The sequence below is a fragment of the Mesorhizobium sp. RIZ17 genome (genome assembly GCF_051127865.1).
Classification (GTDB): domain Bacteria; phylum Pseudomonadota; class Alphaproteobacteria; order Rhizobiales; family Rhizobiaceae; genus Mesorhizobium; species Mesorhizobium humile.
Map to the genome: position 1 here is coordinate 2,315,601 of NZ_CP147861.1, position 17,877 is coordinate 2,333,477.

A 17,877-nucleotide genomic window follows, 5' to 3' on the forward strand; every position below is an offset into this window, starting at 1 on the left:
GGGGTACTTCCATGGCTGATCACTCGCCGACCGGTCCTGTCGAGCTTGGCGCGCAGATGGACTATGCCGAGCATGACCGTACCTACAAGGGCTTCCTCGGTCTTGCCAAATACGGCTCGCTGTTCTGCGCCGCCATCCTTATCGCAATGGCCTTCGGCTTCTTTGTCGGCGGCTTCTTCTCGGCGACCATCCTGTTCATCCTGATCATGGCCGTCGGCACTCTCATTCTGCGGTAGACTTCCCAGCCCATTGCCCTCGACGTCGCCGGACGTCCGGCCGACGCCTTGCGCAATCAAGGTTCCAGCCGAAAGGATCGTCCGGTGGGACAAATCATATTCATCCCTCGTGAGGTCGACCCGAACGAGCCGCGCGTCGCAGCCTCGCCGGAAACGGTCAAGCGCCTGGCGGGTCTCGGCTTCGACGTGATCGTCGAGAAGGGCGCCGGCCTCGGCTCGCGCATCCCCGACCAGGATTTTACTGCCGCCGGCGGCGCGATCGGCACAGCGGCTGATGCCAAGAAGGCCGATGTCGTGCTGAAAGTGCGCCGGCCGATCGATGCGGAGCTGAAGGGCTACAAATCCGGCGCCACTGTCATCGCCATCATGGATCCATATGGCAACGACGCCGCCGTCGCGGCGATGGCCAAGGCTGGCATCACGGCGTTTTCCATGGAGTTCATGCCGCGCATCACCCGCGCGCAGTCGATGGACGTCTTGTCCTCGCAGGCCAACCTTGCCGGCTACCAGGCGGTGATCGACGCGGCCGCCGAATATGACCGCGCGCTGCCGATGATGATGACCGCGGCGGGCACTGTGCCGGCGGCCAAGACCTTCATCATGGGCGTCGGCGTCGCCGGCCTGCAGGCCATCGCCACCGCGCGCCGTCTCGGCGCCGTCGTCACCGCCACCGACGTGCGTCCGGCAGTGAAGGAGCAGGTGCAGTCACTCGGCGCGAAGTTCCTGGCGGTCGAGGACGAGGAGTTCAAGGCGGCCGAGACCGCCGGCGGTTACGCCAAGGAGATGTCGAAGGAATACCAAGCCAAGCAGGCGGCGCTGACAGCCGAGCACATCGCCAAGCAGGACATCGTCATCACCACGGCACTGATCCCCGGCCGCCCGGCGCCGAAGCTGGTCTCGGCGGCCATGGTCGCCTCGATGAAGCCCGGCTCGGTGATCGTCGATCTTGCGGTAGAGCGCGGCGGCAATGTCGAGGGCGCGGTGCCCGGCAAGGTCGTGACGACCGGGAACGGCGTCAAGATCGTCGGCCATCTCAACGTGCCGGGCCGTGTCGCGGCCTCGGCCTCGCTGCTCTATGCCAAGAACCTCTACGCCTTCCTCGAGACCATGGTCGACAAGACGACCAAGCAGCTTTCGATCAAGCGCGACGACGAATTGGTCAAGGCGACGATGCTGACAGACGCCGGCAAGGTCGTGCATCCCAATTTCGCCAAGGCAGCCGAAGAGCCGCGCGTTGAGCCGGCTGCGATACCGGCCAAGACCATCGTCGCCGACGCTTCCGACAAGAAACCGGCGCCGAAAAGGAAAGCTGCAGCCAAGTCGCCCTCGACCAAGCCAGAAGGGACCGCATGATGGATGCCTTGCAGAAAGCCCTCGATCAGCTCGATCAGGCGACCGCCGCCGTTCGCCTTGCGGTGCAGGATCTCGCCAACGCACCCGCCGGCGAGGCGGCAGGCAACGCGGCGCATGCGCTCTCGGGCGGCGCCATCGATCCCTTCGTTTTCCGTTTCGCCATCTTCGTGCTGGCGATCTTCGTCGGCTATTATGTCGTGTGGTCGGTGACGCCGGCGCTGCACACGCCGCTGATGGCCGTCACCAACGCAATCTCTTCCGTGATCGTCGTCGGCGCGCTGCTCGCCGTCGGGATTGCCGCTTCCGGCCTCGCCGCGGGCTTCGGCTTCGTCGCGCTGGTGCTGGTCTCGGTCAACATCTTCGGCGGCTTCCTGGTCACCCAGCGCATGCTCGCCATGTACAAGAAGAAGGACAAGTGACGTGACCGTCAATCTCGCTTCCTTCCTCTATCTCGTCTCCGGCATCCTGTTCATCTTGGCGCTGCGCGGCCTGTCGCATCCGACCACCAGCCGCCAGGGCAATCTCTACGGCATGATCGGCATGGGCATTGCCATCGCCACCACGCTGGCGCTGGCGACCCCGTCGGCCGGCCGCTTCGGCCTGATCGTGCTCGGCCTCGCCATCGGCGGCGGCATCGGCGCGGTCACCGCGCGCCGCATCGCCATGACCTCGATGCCGCAGCTGGTCGCCGCTTTCCACTCATTGGTGGGCTTTGCCGCCGTCATGGTGGCGGCCGCCGCCATCTACGCGCCGGAAAGCTTCGGCATCGGCACGGCGGGCGACATCCACGCCCAGGCGCTTGTCGAAATGAGCTTGGGTGTGGCCATCGGCGCCATCACCTTCACCGGCTCGGTCATCGCCTTCCTCAAGCTCGACGGCCGCATGTCGGGCAAGCCGATCATGATCGGCGGCCGCCATCTCATCAACATCGCCCTCGGCGTCGCCCTGGTGGTGCTGATCGTGCTGCTCGTCACTACCGAATCCAAGCTCGTCTTCTGGCTGATCGTCGCCGCCTCGCTGGTGCTCGGCGTGCTCTTGATCATCCCGATCGGTGGCGCCGACATGCCGGTCGTGGTGTCTATGCTGAACTCCTATTCCGGCTGGGCGGCTGCGGCTCTCGGCTTCACGCTCGGCAACCTGGCGCTGATCATCACCGGCGCGCTGGTCGGCTCCAGCGGTGCGATCCTGTCCTACATCATGTGCAAGGGCATGAACCGCTCCTTCATCTCGGTCATCCTCGGCGGCTTCGGCGGCGAGACGGCCGCGGTTGCCGATGACGGCATCGAGCGCACCGTCAAGCAGGGCTCGGCCGACGATGCCGCTTATCTGATGATGAACGCGCAGAAGGTCATCATCGTGCCCGGCTACGGCATGGCGGTCGCCCAGGCGCAGCATGCGTTGCGCGAGATGGCCGACAAGCTCAAGGCCGCCGGCGTCGAGGTCAAATACGCCATCCATCCAGTCGCCGGCCGCATGCCCGGCCACATGAACGTGCTGCTCGCCGAAGCCAACGTGCCCTATGACGAGGTGTTCGAGCTGGAGGACATCAACTCCGAATTCGCGCAGGCCGACGTCGCCTATGTCATCGGCGCCAACGACGTCACCAACCCGTCCGCGCGCGACGACAAATCCTCGCCGATCTACGGCATGCCGATCCTCGACGTCGACAAGGCCCGCACCTGCCTGTTCGTCAAGCGCTCGCTCGGCTCAGGCTACGCCGGCATCGACAACACGCTGTTCTACAAGGACGGCACCATGATGCTGCTCGGCGACGCCAAGAAGATGACCGAAGAAATCGTCAAGGCGATGGATCATTGATCCAGCCGCAATTTCCGCAACAAAAAGGCCGGCATTTTGCCGGCCTTTTTGTTGCGGAAATTGTCGACCTGCCTGCTCAAATATCCAGATTGGCGACCGACAGCGCGTTGTCCTGGATGAACTCGCGCCGCGGCTCCACCTCGTCGCCCATCAGCCGCGAGAACAGTGAGTCCGCGTCGGTCGCGTCGTTGACCTTGACCTGCAGCAACGAGCGCACATTCGGGTCGAGCGTGGTTTCCCAGAGCTGCTCGGCATTCATCTCGCCAAGACCCTTGTAGCGCTGCATGGTCAGGCCCTTGCGGCCGGTGGCGAACACCGCATTGAGCAGCGCCAGCGGCCCCGAAATCGTCTCAGAGGTCTCCTTGCGGCGCAGCGTCGGCTGCGCGCCATAGATTTCCGCAAGGCGCGCCGCGTAGCGGTCGAGCTGGCGCGCGTCGGCGGAATTGATCAGCCCGGCATCGAGCTGGGCGACGTCCTTGACGCCGCGCACGGTGCGCTCGAACACATAGCCGCCGGAGCCGTCATTGGAGGTCGACAGCCGCCCGGTCCAGCCGCGCTCGGTCTCCTCGGCGATCATGTCGAGGCGCTCGGCGACGCGCTCGGCCATGGCGTTGGCGCGGCCGAGATCGGCAAGCACATCGGCGTTGAGCGCGCCGGCGATCGCCGCCTGCTCGACGACGCTGCGGTTGTAGCGTGTGTGCAGACCGTTGATCAGCTGGCGCACCGCCAGCGCATCATCGATGGCGCTGTGCAGGTCCTGTCCGGTACGCACCTCGCCCGAAGCCAGCGTCAGCGACGCTTCGTCCAGCCCGGACTCGATCAGATATTCCTCATAGGCGCTTTCGTCCTTGAGATATTGCGAGCTCTTGCCCCGCGTCACTTTGTAGAGCGGCGGCTGGGCGATGTAGAGATGGCCGCGCTCGATCAGCTCCGGCATCTGCCGGAAGAAGAAGGTGAGCAACAGCGTGCGAATATGGGCGCCGTCGACGTCGGCGTCCGTCATCAGGATGATCTTGTGGTAGCGCAGCTTGTCGGCGTTGAACTCGTCCTTGCCGATCGAGGTGCCGAGCGCGGTGATAAGCGTGCCGATCATGTCGGAGGAGAGCATGCGGTCGAAGCGCGCCCGCTCGACGTTCAGGATCTTGCCGCGCAACGGCAGGATGGCCTGGTTCTGGCGCGAGCGCCCGCCCTTGGCCGAGCCGCCGGCCGAGTCACCCTCGACGATGAAGATTTCCGACTTCGCCGGATCGCGTTCCTGGCAGTCGGCGAGCTTGCCGGGCAGCGAGGTGACGCCGAGCGTGCTCTTGCGGGTGATGTCGCGCGCCTTGCGCGCCGCTTCGCGCGCCGCGGCCGCCTGGATCACCTTCTCGACCACCACCTTGCCTTCGCTCGGATGCTCTTCCAGCCAGGTGCCGAGCGCCTCGTTGACCAGGCTCTCCACGACAGGGCGAACCTCGGACGAGACCAGCTTGTCCTTGGTCTGCGAGGAGAATTTCGGGTCCGGCACCTTGACCGAAAGCACCGCGGTCAGGCCTTCGCGGCAATCGTCGCCGGTCAGCGATACCTTTTCCTTCTTGGTCTGGCCGGACGATTCGCCGTAGCCGGTGATCTGCCTGGTCAGCGCCGCGCGGAAGCCAGCCAGATGCGTGCCGCCGTCGCGCTGCGGGATGTTGTTGGTGAAGGCCAGCACATTCTCATGGTAGCTGTCGTTCCACCACATCGCGACTTCGACGGTGATGCCGTCGCGCTCGGCGCGGATGGCGATCGGCGTCTCGATCAGCGGCTTCTTCACCCGGTCGAGATATTTGACGAACTCCTCCAGGCCGCCATCGTAATGCAGCTCGTGGCGCACGATGTCGGCATGGCGGGCGTCGGTCAGCACGATGCGCACGCCGGAATTGAGGAAGGCGAGCTCGCGCAGCCGGTGCTCCAGCGTGCTGTAGTCGAACTCGACCATGGTGAAGGTCTCGGCCGACGGGAAGAACGTGATTTCGCTGCCGCTGCGGCCCTCATAGGTGCCTGGGCGCTTGTCCTGCTCGTAGCTTCCGGTCACCTTCAGCGGCGCGTCGGCGTTGCCGTGCGTGAAGCTCATCTCGAAGATCTCGCCGTTGCGGCGGATCTTGATCTTCAGCCATGCCGAAAGCGCGTTGACCACAGAGACGCCGACGCCGTGCAGGCCGCCGGAAACCTTGTAGGAGTTCTGGTCGAATTTGCCGCCGGCATGCAGCTGCGTCATAATCACTTCGGCCGCCGAAACGCCCTCTGTGGGGTGGATATCGGTCGGAATCCCGCGACCATTGTCGATCACGGTGACGGAACCGTCGGGGTTGAGCGTCACCGAGACGAGGTCGGCGTGGCCGGCCAGCGCCTCGTCGATGGCGTTGTCCACCACCTCATAGACCATGTGATGCAGGCCCGAGCCGTCATCGGTATCGCCGATATACATGCCCGGCCGCTTGCGCACGGCATCCAACCCCTTCAAAACCTTGATGGAATCGGCGCCGTACTCGGCTTCCGCGCCATTGGCGCTTTCGGTCTGGTCGCTCATGAAAACCTGTCTGATTGATGCCGATGGTCCAGCGCGGAAAAATGGCCCCGAATCGCGCCGTTTTGATGTCCTAGATATAGGCGCAAACGGCTGCTTTTCCAAGGTTTGCGGCCATTTTGCCGGCTTGACGAGCGACGTCTTCGCGTCGGCGCGAGATGCTGCACGCGTATTGGCGTGTCCGACCGGGGAAGCCGCGCCGAAACGCGGTCTCGCAACTTGCCTTCGCTGGGAGTTTCGCGCCTATGCGGCGGCGCGCAGCGCCTTCAGCGCCTCGCTCCAGCGCGACAGTTCGTCGAGCATCGTCCTGGTGCCTCCCTGCACCTGCCCGCTCGGATGGAATGCGCGATCCTGATCGAGCAGCGTCGCATAGGCCGGCAGCGCGACGCCTTCCGGGATCGGCATGACGCCGACGGAGGTGAGCAGCGGCTTCAGGGCCTGCGCCGCGCGCAGGCCGCCGGACACGCCGCCATAGCTGAAGATCGCCGCCGGCTTGTAGCGCCATTCATGGATCAGGTAGTCGATGGCGTTCACGATCGCGGGCGCCACGAAGTAGTTGTACTCCGGCGCGACGAATACGAAGGCGTCGGCGGTATCGATCGCCTTCGACCAGGCCTTGGTATGGTCGTTCTCGTATTTACGCAGGCGCGGATGGTGCGGCTCGTCGAGCATCGGCAGGTTGAACGCCGCGATGTCGGTCAGCACCGGCTCGAACTTGCCATGCTGGCGCGCGAAGCCCTCGAGCCATTCGCCGAAGATCGGACCGGCGCGTCCCGGCCGCGTGCTGCCGATGATGATGTCCAGGCGTTGCTTCACTTGCGGCTCCTTGCTTGACGGTATCCGTTGGTGACTAAAGCAAGCCTCCACCGCCAACAAGCAGGCATTTGTCGGTGCCGGTCACATTCCGGCGAGTGTGCGGCAGCCGGATATGCCGCCCAGTCACATGGACGCCGGCTTCATGGGGCACTACATTTGCCGCTGTCAGCGGAGCATGCCTCATGGACACCAAGCCCGCCCCCTTCGTGCCGCCGGCGCCGAAGCCGCGCGCCCAGCCGCCCTCGACGCTGGAGATGATGCGCATCGTCTACCGCAACCCGCTCGAATTGTGGGGCGAGCATACCTACAACGAGCCGTGGGTCTCGGCGAACGGCGTCGGTGGACATCTGATCGTCGCCAACGATCCCGGCCTCATCCGCCACGTGCTGATCGACAACGCAAAAAACTACAAGATGGCGATGGTGCGCCAGCTGATCCTGCGCCCGATCCTGCGCGACGGGCTGCTGACCGCCGAGGGCGAGGTCTGGAAGCGCTCGCGCAAGGCGATGGCTCCGGTGTTCACGCCGCGCCACATCTTCGGTTTCGCCGCGCCGATGCTGAAGCGCACGCTGGAATTCGTCACCCGCTACGAGGCTGGCGGCAAGACCGATGTCGCCCATGACATGACGCTGCTCACCTATGACATCCTGGCCGAGACGCTGTTTTCCGGCGAGATCGCCGGCGAGCCGGGCAGCTTCGCCAGGGAGATCGACCGTCTGTTCGAGACCATGGGCCGCGTCGATCCGCTCGACCTGCTGCGCGCGCCCGAATGGCTGCCGCGCCTCACCCGCATCCGCGGCCGCAAGACCATGGCCTATTTCCGCAACATCGTCGCCGGCACCGTGAGGATGCGCGAGGAGCGGATGAAGCGCGATCCCGACGGCGTGCCGCAGGATTTCCTGACGCTTCTGCTGCGCGCCGAGGGGCCGGACGGGCTGACGCGCGCCGAAGTCGAGGACAACATCATCACCTTCATCGGCGCCGGCCACGAGACGACGGCGCGGGCGCTGGGCTGGACCATCTATTGCCTCGCCGAGGCGCCCTGGGAACGCGACAAGGTCGAGCAGGAGATCGACGCCGTGCTGGCGCGCGAGCCCGATCCGACCAAGTGGCTGGATGCCATGCCGCTCACCCGCGCCGCTTTCGAGGAGGCACTCAGGCTCTATCCGCCGGCGCCCTCGATCAACCGCGAGCCGATCGAGTCGGAGACGTGGAACGGCCTCTACATCCCAAAATACGCCGCCGTGCTGGTGATGCCCTGGGTCGTGCACCGCCACAGAAAACTCTGGGACAGGCCCGACGCCTTCATGCCGGAGCGTTTCCATCCGGAAAACCGCGACAAGATCGACCGCTTCCAGTATCTGCCCTTCGGCGCCGGCCCGCGCGTCTGCATCGGCGCCAGCTTCGCCATGCAGGAGGCGATCATCGCCCTGGCGATCCTTTTGTCGCGCTTCCGCTTCGACGTGACGCCCGAGACCCGGCCATGGCCGGTGCAGAAGCTCACCACGCAGCCGCAGGGCGGTCTGCCGATGCAGGTCTCGCGGCGAGGCTAAAGCAATTCCCAGGAAAAGTGTGAAACGGTCGGGCTCGGCGACTTCGCCGTAGCCATCCGTCCGGAATTGCGCAAAACAAACACGAATATTCCGATTACCGGTCGGCGATCGGCCGGCGCTGCTGGAACTGGCCAGCGGCGCGGAAGCGCCAGAGATAGCTGGGCAGGATGGTGGCCATCGCCTGCGGCTGGATGCCGAGGCCGGCAAGCGTCCTCTCAGCCTTGGCGGCTTCGTCCGAGACGATGTTGTGCTCGCGCAGCTGCATGACCTGGTCCTTCGTCAACAGCGGATTGGGCAGCAGCTGGAGGATCGAGGCCTGGATGTTTGCCACCCAGAACGGCACCGGCACCAGCAGGCGACGGCGCTCGATCACCATCAGCATCTCTTCCATGCATTCCTTGAAGGTCAGCACCTGAGGACCGCCGAGCTCGTAGATCTGACCGCCCTTGATCTTGCCGTCGACCGAGCGAGCCACCGCTTCGGCGACGTCGCCGACATAGACCGGCTGGAACTTGTTCTGCCCGCCGCCGATCAGCGGCAGCACCGGCGAGTAGCGCGCCATGTTGGCGAAGCGGTTGAAGAAGCTGTCTTCCGGGCCGAAATTGATCGACGGCCGCAAGATGACGGCATCGCCGATCGTGTCGAACACGGCTTTCTCGCCGAGCGCCTTGGTGCGGGCGTAGCCGGATGGCGAATTGAGATCGGCGCCGAGCGCCGAGATGTGGGTGAGGCCGGCGCCGACCGAGCGGGCGGCCTCGGCGACGGCGCGCGCGCCGAAATCGTGCACGGCGCCGAATTTCTGGCGGCCGGTCTCATGCAGGATGGCGACGAGGTTGACGACATGGTCGGCGCCCTGCACGGCGCGGTCAACCGACCAGCGCACGCGCACATTGGCCTGCACCGGCTGGATCTGGCCGACATTGCCGAGCGGCTGCACATGGCCGGCAAGGTCGGGCCGCCGGCAGGCGACCCGGATGCGATAACCGCGCTTGGCCAGTGCCCGCACGACATGGCGACCGACGAAACCCGAGCCGCCGAAGACGACGACGAGCTTGGGGGTCTGCAAAATTTCGGTCATGACTGGCTCCGCGCGCGTAAATGCTTGGCTGAAGCCGTGTCTTAATCCGTTTCTCGCCAAAGGCAAAGAGCGACCGGAGGTCGCCGTCGAGGAGTTTTTGAACTTGCCTGGAATGCTGCTCTCTCCGCCTTGGAGAAGCAGAAAACCCCGCCGAAGCGGGGTTTTCCGGGCAGTGTCCACGCCGAAACAGGGTCCAACGAGGCGGCCTGACCTGAGACGGTATCAAGGTGGCGTGAAGCAAGCACGCCCGCCCCCGCCCTGAACGCCCGGCGCGGCGCCGCCAACCGCGAGCCGGAGGAAGCCAACCAAGTCGGCTCGCGGCGTGGGGTGCCGCAGATGGGTCGTGTCAGGCCGGGAAAAGGTTCAAATCGCGCGGGAAAAATCAGGCCGAATAGCGCTCGGCGAATTCCGAAATGCGCTGCACCACCGCCCTGGACGTGGTGATGCCGCGCGCCTTTGCCTTCTCGGCGGCCTCGGCGCGGGAGCGTCCGGGAATATGCACGCCAAAGCGCCGCCGCAGCCGGTCGAGCTGGTCCTTCATGCGCTGCTCGAAATCCGGGTCGAGCAGCTTTGGCTCGATGGCCAGAACGAAAAGGCCGGTACCGGGACTGTCGGGCCCGCCGGTGAACCAGGGCGCGTCGAGCGACCAATTGGCGCCCGAAATGCCGGCGGCCAGCACCTCGACCATCAATGCGATGTTGGCGCCGCGCTGGCCGCCGAAGGCAAGCATCGCGCCCTTCATCGCCGCCGCCGGATCGGTGGTGGGATTGCCGCTGGCATCCAGCGCCCAGCCTTCGGGGATCTTGTTGCCATCCTCGGCCGCCTTGCGGATGTTGACGAAGGCCGTGGCGCTCGAAGACTGGTCGATGACCAGCGGCGGCCCGTCGGCGGCGGGCGAGGCAAAGGACATCGGATTGGTGCAATAGACGGGCTTCACCGAGCCTGAGCCGGCAAGCACCGCCGGCCCGTTGGTAGCGGCGAAGGACACCAGCCCCTGTTCGGCCAGCCGTCCGGTGAAATAACCGAGCGCGCCGCATGTATAGGCGTTCTTCTGCGAGAAGATGGCGACGCCGAACAGCTTGGCCGCCTTGACCAGGTCGTCGATCGTGCGGTCGAAGCCGGTATGGGCAAGCCCGCCGCGCGCGTCCGAAAGATAGACGGCGAGCGCCGGCCGGGTGATCGCTGGATCGGCATCGCCGTCGATGCGGCCGGCTTCGAGCGCTTCCAGGTAGTCGATGAAATGCGACAGCCCCACCGTCGACAGGCCTTCGGCCTCCGCGGCGATGATCGAGGCGGTGAGCGACTGCGCCGCTTCCTCATTGGCGCCGGCACCGAGCGCTGCCATCCGGCATAGGCCTGTTGCCTGGTCGAGAGTGAGTTGCATGGTGAGCCTTGGTGAATGGTGAATGGTGAATAGCCAGTAGTGAGTAGTCGGTGTGATGGGAAGTGAAGCCCCACGGCCATTCACCATTCACCACTCACCATTCACTACTTACTACCCGATCTTGACCGGAATCCGAGCCTCTATCCGGCTGAAGACGAAGACCAGGATGCCGGTGATGGTCATATAGATCAGCGCCAGCAGCAGCAAAGGCTCGTAGGTCAGGTAGGTGTCCTGGCGCACCTTGGAGGAGACGGCGAAAATATCGATGACGCTGATCGTCGCCACCAGTGGCGTCGACTTCAACTGCAGCACGGTTTCGCCGGTCAAGGTCGGCAGCGCCCGGTAGAAGGCCTGCGGCAGCCAGATGCGGCGGAAGATTTTCCAGCGGCTCATGCCGAAGGCGCGGGCGGCCTCCAACTGTCCGCGCGGCACGCCGGCAAAGGCGCCACGCATCACTTCGCCCTCGTAGCCGGCGAAGGAAAAGGTCAGCGCCACCACGGCGTAGGGCCAGGCCTGCCTGAGATACGGCCACAGCCAGGATTCGCGAATCCACGGATATTGCGGGAAGATCGAGCCGAGGCCGTAATAGAGCAGCCAGAGCTGCAGGAGCAGCGGTGTTCCCCGGATGATGGTGCAGAAGATTTTCGCTGGCACGGCGAACCAGAACGGCCCCCCTGCCTGGGCGAGCCCCAGCGGCACCGCAAGCGCAAAGCCCAGCGCGCAGGTGACGGCGAGGATCCAGAGCGCCCGCCAGATGCCCAGCAGGCCCATTTCCCAATATTGCGGCAGCCAGTCCCAGCGCATGAAGAAGGCGGCGCAGAGGACCAGCGCCAGCGCTATCAGGATCAGCACGATGCGATGCGGCTTGAGCCAGATCGAGGCGCGCGCCGCCAGGTCGATCGTGCTCGCTTCCGCCGACATCAGCGCGCCTCCTTGACGGACGGCATGCCGCGTCGCGACCAGGCCTCGACACGGCCGATAATCACGTTGGAGAACAGCGACAGCGCGAGATAGAGCGCGCCGGCCGCGAGGTAGAACAAAAGATAGGCCTTGGTGACGCCCGCCGCCTGGCGCGTCGCCAGCGTCAGTTCGAAGAAGCCGACGACCGCAAGCAGCGCGGTGTCCTTGGTGGCGATCAGCCACAGATTGGCAAGGCCGGGGATGGCGAAGGGCAGCATCGCCGGCAGCGTGATGCGCCGCAGCATCAGGCCCGGCGACATGCCGTAGGCGCGGGCGGCCTCGATCTGGCCCTGCGGGATGGCGAGGATGGCGCCGCGGATGACTTCGGTCGAATAGGCGCCCTGGACGAAACCCAGTACGAAGATGCCGGCCGCGAGCCCGCTGATGTCGACGCGCTGGTAGCCGATCGCCGTCAGAACCTGGTTGATGAGGTCGGTGCCGGCATAATAGAGCAGCAGGATCAGCACCAATTCCGGCACCGCGCGGACAACTGTGGTGTAGACAGCCAGCAGGTCGCGCGTCACCGGGCCGCCATAGAGCTTGCCGAAGGCGCCGGCGGTGCCGATCAGCAAGCCGAGGCAGGTGGCGCCGATGGCGATCTCGAGCGAATGCAGCAATCCGACCAGCAACGTGCCGCCCCAGCCGGGTGAGAAGGGCGACAGGAGTTCGATGATGCCGGCAGCCGTGGCCGGAAGAAGCGCGTCGATCAGTTTCGCCCCCGAATTGCTGGGTCAGCCGGCTTCAATGGCCGGCGGCAATTGTGCGTGGCAGGGTAGCGAGGGCATGGCGCGGACACCATGCCCTCAACTCAGGCGGAAGGTTCGTCAGTTCGACTGCGTGGCGCCGCCATAGATGTCGAAGTCGAAATACTTCTTCGAGATCTCGTCATATTTGCCGTTGGCGCGGATCGCCTTGATGCCGGCGTTGAACTTTTCCTTGAGCGCGGTGTCTTCCTTGCGGATGCCGGCGCCGACGCCCGGTCCAAGCACTTCGTCGTCAGGGGCCACCATGCCCTTCAGGTCGCAGCAGGCCTTGCCCTGGTCGGTCTTGAGGAATTCGCCGAGCGCAATGGAATCGGCCTGGACGGCATCGAGACGGCCGGCGGCCAGATCGTTGTTGGCTTCGTCCTGCGTCTGGTATTCCTTGATCTCCTGCGCGCCGGTGAAATGCTTCTTGGCGTAGACGGCATGCACGGTCGAGACCTGGACGCCGATAACCTTGCCCTTGAGATCGTCCGGCGTGGCGCCGAACTTCTGGTCCTTCGGTCCGATGATCGCGGTCGGGGTGTTGTAGTACTTGTCCGAGAAGTCGATCGTCTTCTCGCGCTCGGCGGTGATGGACATGGAAGAGACGATGGCGTCGATCTTCTTGGTGGTCAGCGCCGGGATGATGCCGTCCCAGGCGACAGGGGTGATGACGCAGTCGAGCTTCTCTTCGGCGCAGACGGCGTCGACGAAGTCGATCTCCCAGCCGACCCATTTGCCGCTGGCGTCGGGCGACGTGAAGGGCGGGTAGGGCTCGGCGGCGACGCCGATCTTGACCTGCTCGGCCTTGGCCGCGCCACCCATCGCCGCGACGCCGAGAAGCAGCGCGGCGGCAAAGGTCTTGAGAACAGTCTTCATGTCATGACTCCCAGTTTGTTGTTGTTCCCGGTTTTTCCCTCCGCTTGATGCCGGCACCTAACCGACATTGCGGAGGAATTGCTTGAGCCTTTCGGATTTGGGCGCGCCGAACAATTGTTCCGGCGGACCTTCCTCCTCGACCAGCCCGTTATAGAGATAGACGACATGCGTCGCGACCTCGCGGGCGAACTTCATTTCATGCGTCACCAGCACCATGGTGCGCCCTTCGCGCGCCAAGTCGCCGATCACTTTCAGCACCTCGCCGACCAGTTCCGGATCGAGCGCGGAAGTCGGCTCGTCGAACAGCATGACGCGCGGATTGATCGCCAGCGCCCGGGCGATCGCGGCGCGCTGCTGCTGGCCGCCGGACAGGAAGGCCGGGTAGACGTCGCGCTTCTCCGCCAGCCCGACGCGGGCAAGCAGCTTCTCGGCCTGGGCGATCGCTTCGTCGCGCTTGACGCCGAGCACATGCACGGGAACCTCGATGACGTTCTCGATCAGCGTCATGTGGCTCCATAGGTTGAAATTCTGGAACACCATGCCGAGCCGCGAGCGGATACGCTCGATCTGCCTGCGGTCGGCAGGAACGGTGTGGCCGTGGCTGTCGGCCTTGAGCTTGATCTCCTCGCCATTGACCCGGATGATGCCGCTGGTCGGGTTCTCCAGGCAGTTGATGCAGCGCAGCAGCGTCGATTTGCCGGAACCGGAGCCGCCGATGATGGCGACCACCTCGCCGTCGCGCGCCGACAGCGAAACGCCCTTCAGCACATGCAGCTGGCCGAATTTCTTGTGCAGGTTTTCGACGTGGATGGCTTCTGCGGCGCCGTTCTGCGCCTCGCCGGATCGGACTGCGGCAGCGTCCACCGCGCTCACCGGGTGACCTCTATCTGGCCGACGGCAGATCGTCGAACGTCTATCCGGCTAATCAACATTACGCTGTATTGCCCACTCCAGATTTCAGCATGGACCCGACAGCGCGAGCCCGTCAATCCCGCTCATTACGGCACTTGCGGCGTTGTTGTGCAAGTGTATAAATAGCCTCTCATGAAATTTTCTCGATTTTTTTCAGCTTAAAAGGGCATCGATGAGCGCTTTCGGGTCACAGTCCATGGCGGCGCCGCTGCGGCGCGTGCTGATGCGTTCGGCGGCCAACGCCATGCGCGACGCCGACAGGGCTGCCTGGCACTATGGCCCGGGCTTCAACCCGGCGAAGGCCGCCTCGCAGCATGCGCGCCTGGCCGAACTCGTGGCGGCTTCCGGCGCCGAAATCGAGTGGATCGAGGACAAGGCCGACGGCCTGTCGGATTCGGTGTTCACGCATGACCCGTCGCTGATGACCGACCGCGGCGCGCTGATCCTGTCCATGGGCAAGCCCCTGCGCGCCCGGGAACCCTCGCTGCATGAGGAAACCTACAAGAGACTGGGCATTCCGGTCCTCGGCCGCGTCGAGGCGCCCGGCCAGGTCGAAGGCGGTGACTGCGTATGGGTGGATGCTCGCACGCTGGTCATCGGGCGCGGTGTGCGCTCCAACCAGGAAGGCATCCAGCAGGTGTCCAACCTGCTGACGCCGCTCGGCATTTCGGTCTACGGCTTCGATCTGCCGCTGTGGCAGGGCGAAGAGGCGTGCCTGCATCTGATGTCGGTGATCAGCCCGCTGGCCGATGACCTGGCCCTGGTCTATTCGCCGCTTCTGCCGGCCGCGTTCTATCAGATGCTGAAGACGCGCGGCATCCGGCTGGTCGAAGGCGATCCGCAAGAGTTCGCCGCCTCCAACGGCCTCAGCCTGAACGTGCTGCCCACCAGCCCGCACAAGGTCATTGCCGTTGCAGGTTTCCCCAAGACCAAAGCCGCGATGGAAGCCGCCGGCTGCGTGGTTGAGGTTTTCGAGGCGGACGCGCTTTGCATCGCCTGCGAAGGCGGGCCGACATGCCTGACGCGGCCGATCCTGCGCCAATGAACGCGCGCCGCAAGTTCCGTCGCGAGGGCGAGGAGCGGCGGCGGCAGGACCTGATCGATGCGACCCTGGACAGCGTGGCGGAGCATGGCTTGCAGGGCGCCACCGTGCGCACCATCGCTTTGCGTGCCGGCGTCACCGCCGGACTGATCCGGCACTATTTCCCGGGCAAGGAAGACTTGCTGCAGGAGGCCTACGCGGCATTGATGGGCCGCATGACCGAGCAGGCGAAAGCGGCCCTGGTCATGGAAGATGCCTCGCCGCGCCAACGCCTTGCGGCTTTCGTCACCGCCAACCTCAACGCGCCGATCATCGACCAGCGGGTTTTCTCGCTCTGGGCAACCTTCATCGGCCGCGCCGGCGCGGATCCGTCGCTCGCCCGCGCCCACCGCGAAGGCTATCTCGGCTTTCGCAACGAGGTGGAGGCGGTCGTGGCCGAAGTTCTCGCCGCCGAACGGCGCAAGCCTGACGCGGCTGAGCTGCGCCGCCATGCCATAGCGATCAACGCGATCCTCGACGGGCTCTGGATCGAAGGCTGCCTGGCCGGCGAGATGTTTTCGCAAGGCGAATTGGCGGCGATCGGCATCAAGGCCGTCGAGGCCGAACTCGGCCTTGGGCCGCTAGAGCCGGATGATTTCAGGTCAAATCGACCTGAAATCTGAATCCGGCTCTAAATCAAAGAGATAGAGCATGATGTCGTCCGAAAACCGCTTCACACTTTTCGGCATCATGCTCTCGCAATTCCAGGAAAAGTGAGAGCGGTTTTCCGTCCGGAATTGCGTAAGAAACAAAAGGGGAGGAAACCTATGACCACCATCGGCGAAGCGCTGATCACCTTGCTCGAAGCGCATGGCGTCGACACCGTCTTCGGCATTCCGGGCGTGCACACCGTCGAGCTCTATCGCGGCCTGGCGCGCTCGAAGATCCGCCATGTCACGCCGCGCCATGAGCAGGGCGCCGGCTTCATGGCCGACGGCTATGCGCGCGCCGGCGGCCGGCCGGGCGTCGCCTTCGTCATCACCGGGCCGGGGCTGACCAACACCATCACCGCCATGGGCCAGGCACGCGCCGATTCGGTGCCGATGCTGGTGATCTCGGGCGTCAACGCCACCGATACGCTGGGCAAGGGGCTGGGCTTCCTGCATGAGCTGCCGGATCAGCGCGGCATGATGGAAAAGGTCGCGCTGTTTTCCGAACGTGTCACCGAGGCCGCGCAGCTGCCGGGCGCTCTCGCCCGCGCCTTCGCCGTTTTCTCTTCCTCACGTCCGGGTCCGGTCCATATCGAGATCCCCACCGATGTCATGGTGAAGCCCGCCGATGGCATTTCGGCCGCCCTCAGCAATGCCGCGCCGCCCGCTCCGGCCTCTGCGGCGATTGCCGAAGCGGCAAAGCTCATCAAGGCGGCGCGCCGGCCGCTGATCCTCGCCGGCGGCGGGGCAAGGAAGGCTGACGCGGCGCTGCGGCGCCTGGCCGAGACGCTTGGCGCGCCGGTCGTCGAGACCGCCAATGCGCGCGGCCTGCTGCATGGGCATCCGCTGTGCGTGCCGGCGAGCCCCAGCCTCAAAGCGGTGCGCGCGTTGATGGCGGACGCCGATCTGGTGATTGCGGCCGGCACCGAGTTCGGACCGACCGATTATGACGGCTATGGCGACGGCGGCTTCGTGCTGCCGAAAAACCTGATCCGCATCGATATCGGCGCCGACCAGATCGCGCGCCGGCCGGTGACGGTCGGCATCCAGGCGGATTGCGCCGAAGCGATCGAGGCTCTGCTCGCGGCGATCGGGCCTGGCCATGCTGCGATAAACGACGGCGAGGCTCGCGCGGCAGCCGCGCGGAAAGCAGCGTTGGCCGGACTGAAGCCCGAATACCTGGCGCAGGTTCATGCCGTGGAAACGATCCGCGACGCGCTGCCGGGCGCCATCATCGTCGGCGACTCGACCCAGCCGATCTACGCCGCCAATCTCTATTACGACCATGACCGTCCCGGCGGCTGGTTCAATGCCGCGACCGGTTTCGGCGCGCTGGGTTACGGTCCGCCGGCGGCGATCGGCGCGGCGCTTGCCGTTCCGCAAGCGCCCGTGGTGTGCCTCACCGGCGATGGCGGCTTCCAGTTCACCTTGCCCGAGATCGGCGCCGCGCTCGACGCCGAAACGCCCGTGATCTTCGTCGTCTGGAACAACCGCGGCTATCGCGAGATCGAAACGTCGATGCTCGATGTCGGCGTCGAGCCGGTCGGCGTGTCGCCGGCGCCGCCCGATTTCTGCAAGCTCGCCGAGGCCTATGGCATCGAGGCCGAGCGGCTGGCCGGGGCCGGTGGTCTTGCCGTGGCGCTGAAGCGCGCGCGGGCGGCCGGCAAGCCGCGCGTCATCGAAATCACCGTCGACTGAAAGGCTGGTGAGTCTGCCGGTTGGCCATTGCAGCGCCGGCAAATCGATGCCGCCTGCCATGGTTCGACGCATGCAAAGACGCGGCGCCTGCCATGTCGATATTTCAATTGAGTGACGACGCGAAAGGCGCGACGTTCCAATCTGGGGCGGCATAACCAAAAGAAATCATAA

The 17,877-nt window shown here is 65.2% G+C and carries 16 protein-coding genes; 8 read left to right on the top strand and 8 right to left on the bottom strand.

Annotation, left to right across the window (positions count from 1 at the left end):
- Window positions 1-11 precede the first annotated feature (11 nt).
- The 4 genes from WDX12_RS11390 to WDX12_RS11405 all read left to right on the top strand — a co-directional run bounded on the left by WDX12_RS11390 (window position 12) and on the right by WDX12_RS11405 (window position 3,407).
- Window positions 12-236, top strand: coding sequence for an aa3-type cytochrome c oxidase subunit IV (locus WDX12_RS11390; RefSeq protein WP_320294208.1), 225 nt, complete (start codon window positions 12-14; stop codon window positions 234-236).
- Between the two features lie 84 nt (window positions 237-320).
- The gene (locus tag WDX12_RS11395; protein WP_434724937.1) at window positions 321-1,589 is read left to right on the top strand and encodes a Re/Si-specific NAD(P)(+) transhydrogenase subunit alpha; all 1,269 of its coding nucleotides are present in this window, start codon (window positions 321-323) and stop codon (window positions 1,587-1,589) included.
- Window positions 1,586-2,008 carry an NAD(P) transhydrogenase subunit alpha gene (locus tag WDX12_RS11400; protein WP_434724938.1) on the top strand — a complete coding sequence of 141 codons (423 nt, stop codon included), beginning with the start codon at window positions 1,586-1,588 and terminating at the stop codon, window positions 2,006-2,008. Before WDX12_RS11395 ends, WDX12_RS11400 begins: the two co-directional genes overlap by 4 nt.
- Before the next feature lies 1 nt (window position 2,009).
- Window positions 2,010-3,407 (top strand): NAD(P)(+) transhydrogenase (Re/Si-specific) subunit beta, encoded by a 1,398-nt coding sequence (locus WDX12_RS11405; protein ID WP_320294211.1) that lies wholly within the window; start codon window positions 2,010-2,012, stop codon window positions 3,405-3,407.
- A 76-nt stretch (window positions 3,408-3,483) separates the two neighbouring features.
- Here the strand turns inward: WDX12_RS11405 and gyrB are convergent, their stop codons facing one another.
- Window positions 3,484-5,955 carry a DNA topoisomerase (ATP-hydrolyzing) subunit B gene (gyrB, locus tag WDX12_RS11410; RefSeq protein ID WP_320294212.1) on the bottom strand — a complete coding sequence of 824 codons (2,472 nt, stop codon included), beginning with the start codon at window positions 5,953-5,955 and terminating at the stop codon, window positions 3,484-3,486.
- A 240-nt stretch (window positions 5,956-6,195) separates the two neighbouring features.
- Window positions 6,196-6,768 carry an NADPH-dependent FMN reductase gene (locus tag WDX12_RS11415; RefSeq protein ID WP_434724939.1) on the bottom strand — a complete coding sequence of 191 codons (573 nt, stop codon included), beginning with the start codon at window positions 6,766-6,768 and terminating at the stop codon, window positions 6,196-6,198.
- Between the two features lie 182 nt (window positions 6,769-6,950).
- On the opposite strand from WDX12_RS11415, the gene WDX12_RS11420 reads away from it, so the two are divergent.
- Window positions 6,951-8,321 carry a cytochrome P450 gene (locus WDX12_RS11420; RefSeq protein ID WP_434724940.1) on the top strand — a complete coding sequence of 457 codons (1,371 nt, stop codon included), beginning with the start codon at window positions 6,951-6,953 and terminating at the stop codon, window positions 8,319-8,321.
- 94 nt (window positions 8,322-8,415) lie between these two features.
- Here the strand turns inward: WDX12_RS11420 and WDX12_RS11425 are convergent, their stop codons facing one another.
- The 6 genes from WDX12_RS11425 to WDX12_RS11450 all read right to left on the bottom strand — a co-directional run bounded on the left by WDX12_RS11425 (window position 8,416) and on the right by WDX12_RS11450 (window position 14,238).
- Complete coding sequence (locus tag WDX12_RS11425; RefSeq protein WP_434724941.1) at window positions 8,416-9,399, bottom strand: complex I NDUFA9 subunit family protein; 984 nt, start codon at window positions 9,397-9,399, stop codon at window positions 8,416-8,418.
- A 382-nt stretch (window positions 9,400-9,781) separates the two neighbouring features.
- Window positions 9,782-10,783, bottom strand: a complete 1,002-nt coding sequence (locus WDX12_RS11430) for an Ldh family oxidoreductase (RefSeq protein WP_434724942.1) — start codon at window positions 10,781-10,783, stop codon at window positions 9,782-9,784.
- 111 nt (window positions 10,784-10,894) lie between these two features.
- A complete protein-coding gene (locus WDX12_RS11435) occupies window positions 10,895-11,704 on the bottom strand; it encodes an ABC transporter permease (protein WP_320294217.1) in 810 nt (269 codons plus the stop codon).
- Window positions 11,704-12,369 carry an ABC transporter permease gene (locus WDX12_RS11440; protein ID WP_320294466.1) on the bottom strand — a complete coding sequence of 222 codons (666 nt, stop codon included), beginning with the start codon at window positions 12,367-12,369 and terminating at the stop codon, window positions 11,704-11,706. Before WDX12_RS11440 ends, WDX12_RS11435 begins: the two co-directional genes overlap by 1 nt.
- A 198-nt stretch (window positions 12,370-12,567) precedes the next feature.
- Window positions 12,568-13,365, bottom strand: a complete 798-nt coding sequence (locus WDX12_RS11445; protein ID WP_320294218.1) for a transporter substrate-binding domain-containing protein — start codon at window positions 13,363-13,365, stop codon at window positions 12,568-12,570.
- A gap of 57 nt (window positions 13,366-13,422) precedes the next feature.
- Window positions 13,423-14,238, bottom strand: coding sequence for an ABC transporter ATP-binding protein (locus WDX12_RS11450; RefSeq protein WP_434724943.1), 816 nt, complete (start codon window positions 14,236-14,238; stop codon window positions 13,423-13,425).
- A 211-nt stretch (window positions 14,239-14,449) separates the two neighbouring features.
- On the opposite strand from WDX12_RS11450, the gene WDX12_RS11455 reads away from it, so the two are divergent.
- The 3 genes from WDX12_RS11455 (at window position 14,450) to WDX12_RS11465 (ending at window position 17,706) form a co-directional block, all read left to right on the top strand.
- A complete protein-coding gene (locus tag WDX12_RS11455; RefSeq protein ID WP_434724944.1) occupies window positions 14,450-15,322 on the top strand; it encodes a dimethylarginine dimethylaminohydrolase family protein in 873 nt (290 codons plus the stop codon).
- Window positions 15,292-15,981: a TetR family transcriptional regulator C-terminal domain-containing protein gene (locus WDX12_RS11460; RefSeq protein ID WP_434724945.1), complete on the top strand. Its 690-nt coding sequence runs from the start codon at window positions 15,292-15,294 to the stop codon at window positions 15,979-15,981. The genes WDX12_RS11455 and WDX12_RS11460 overlap by 31 nt, the downstream gene beginning before the upstream one ends.
- A 144-nt stretch (window positions 15,982-16,125) precedes the next feature.
- On the top strand, window positions 16,126-17,706 hold the full coding sequence (locus WDX12_RS11465) for a 5-guanidino-2-oxopentanoate decarboxylase (protein ID WP_434724946.1): 1,581 nt from the start codon (window positions 16,126-16,128) through the stop codon (window positions 17,704-17,706).
- The last annotated feature ends 171 nt before the right edge of the window (window positions 17,707-17,877 follow it).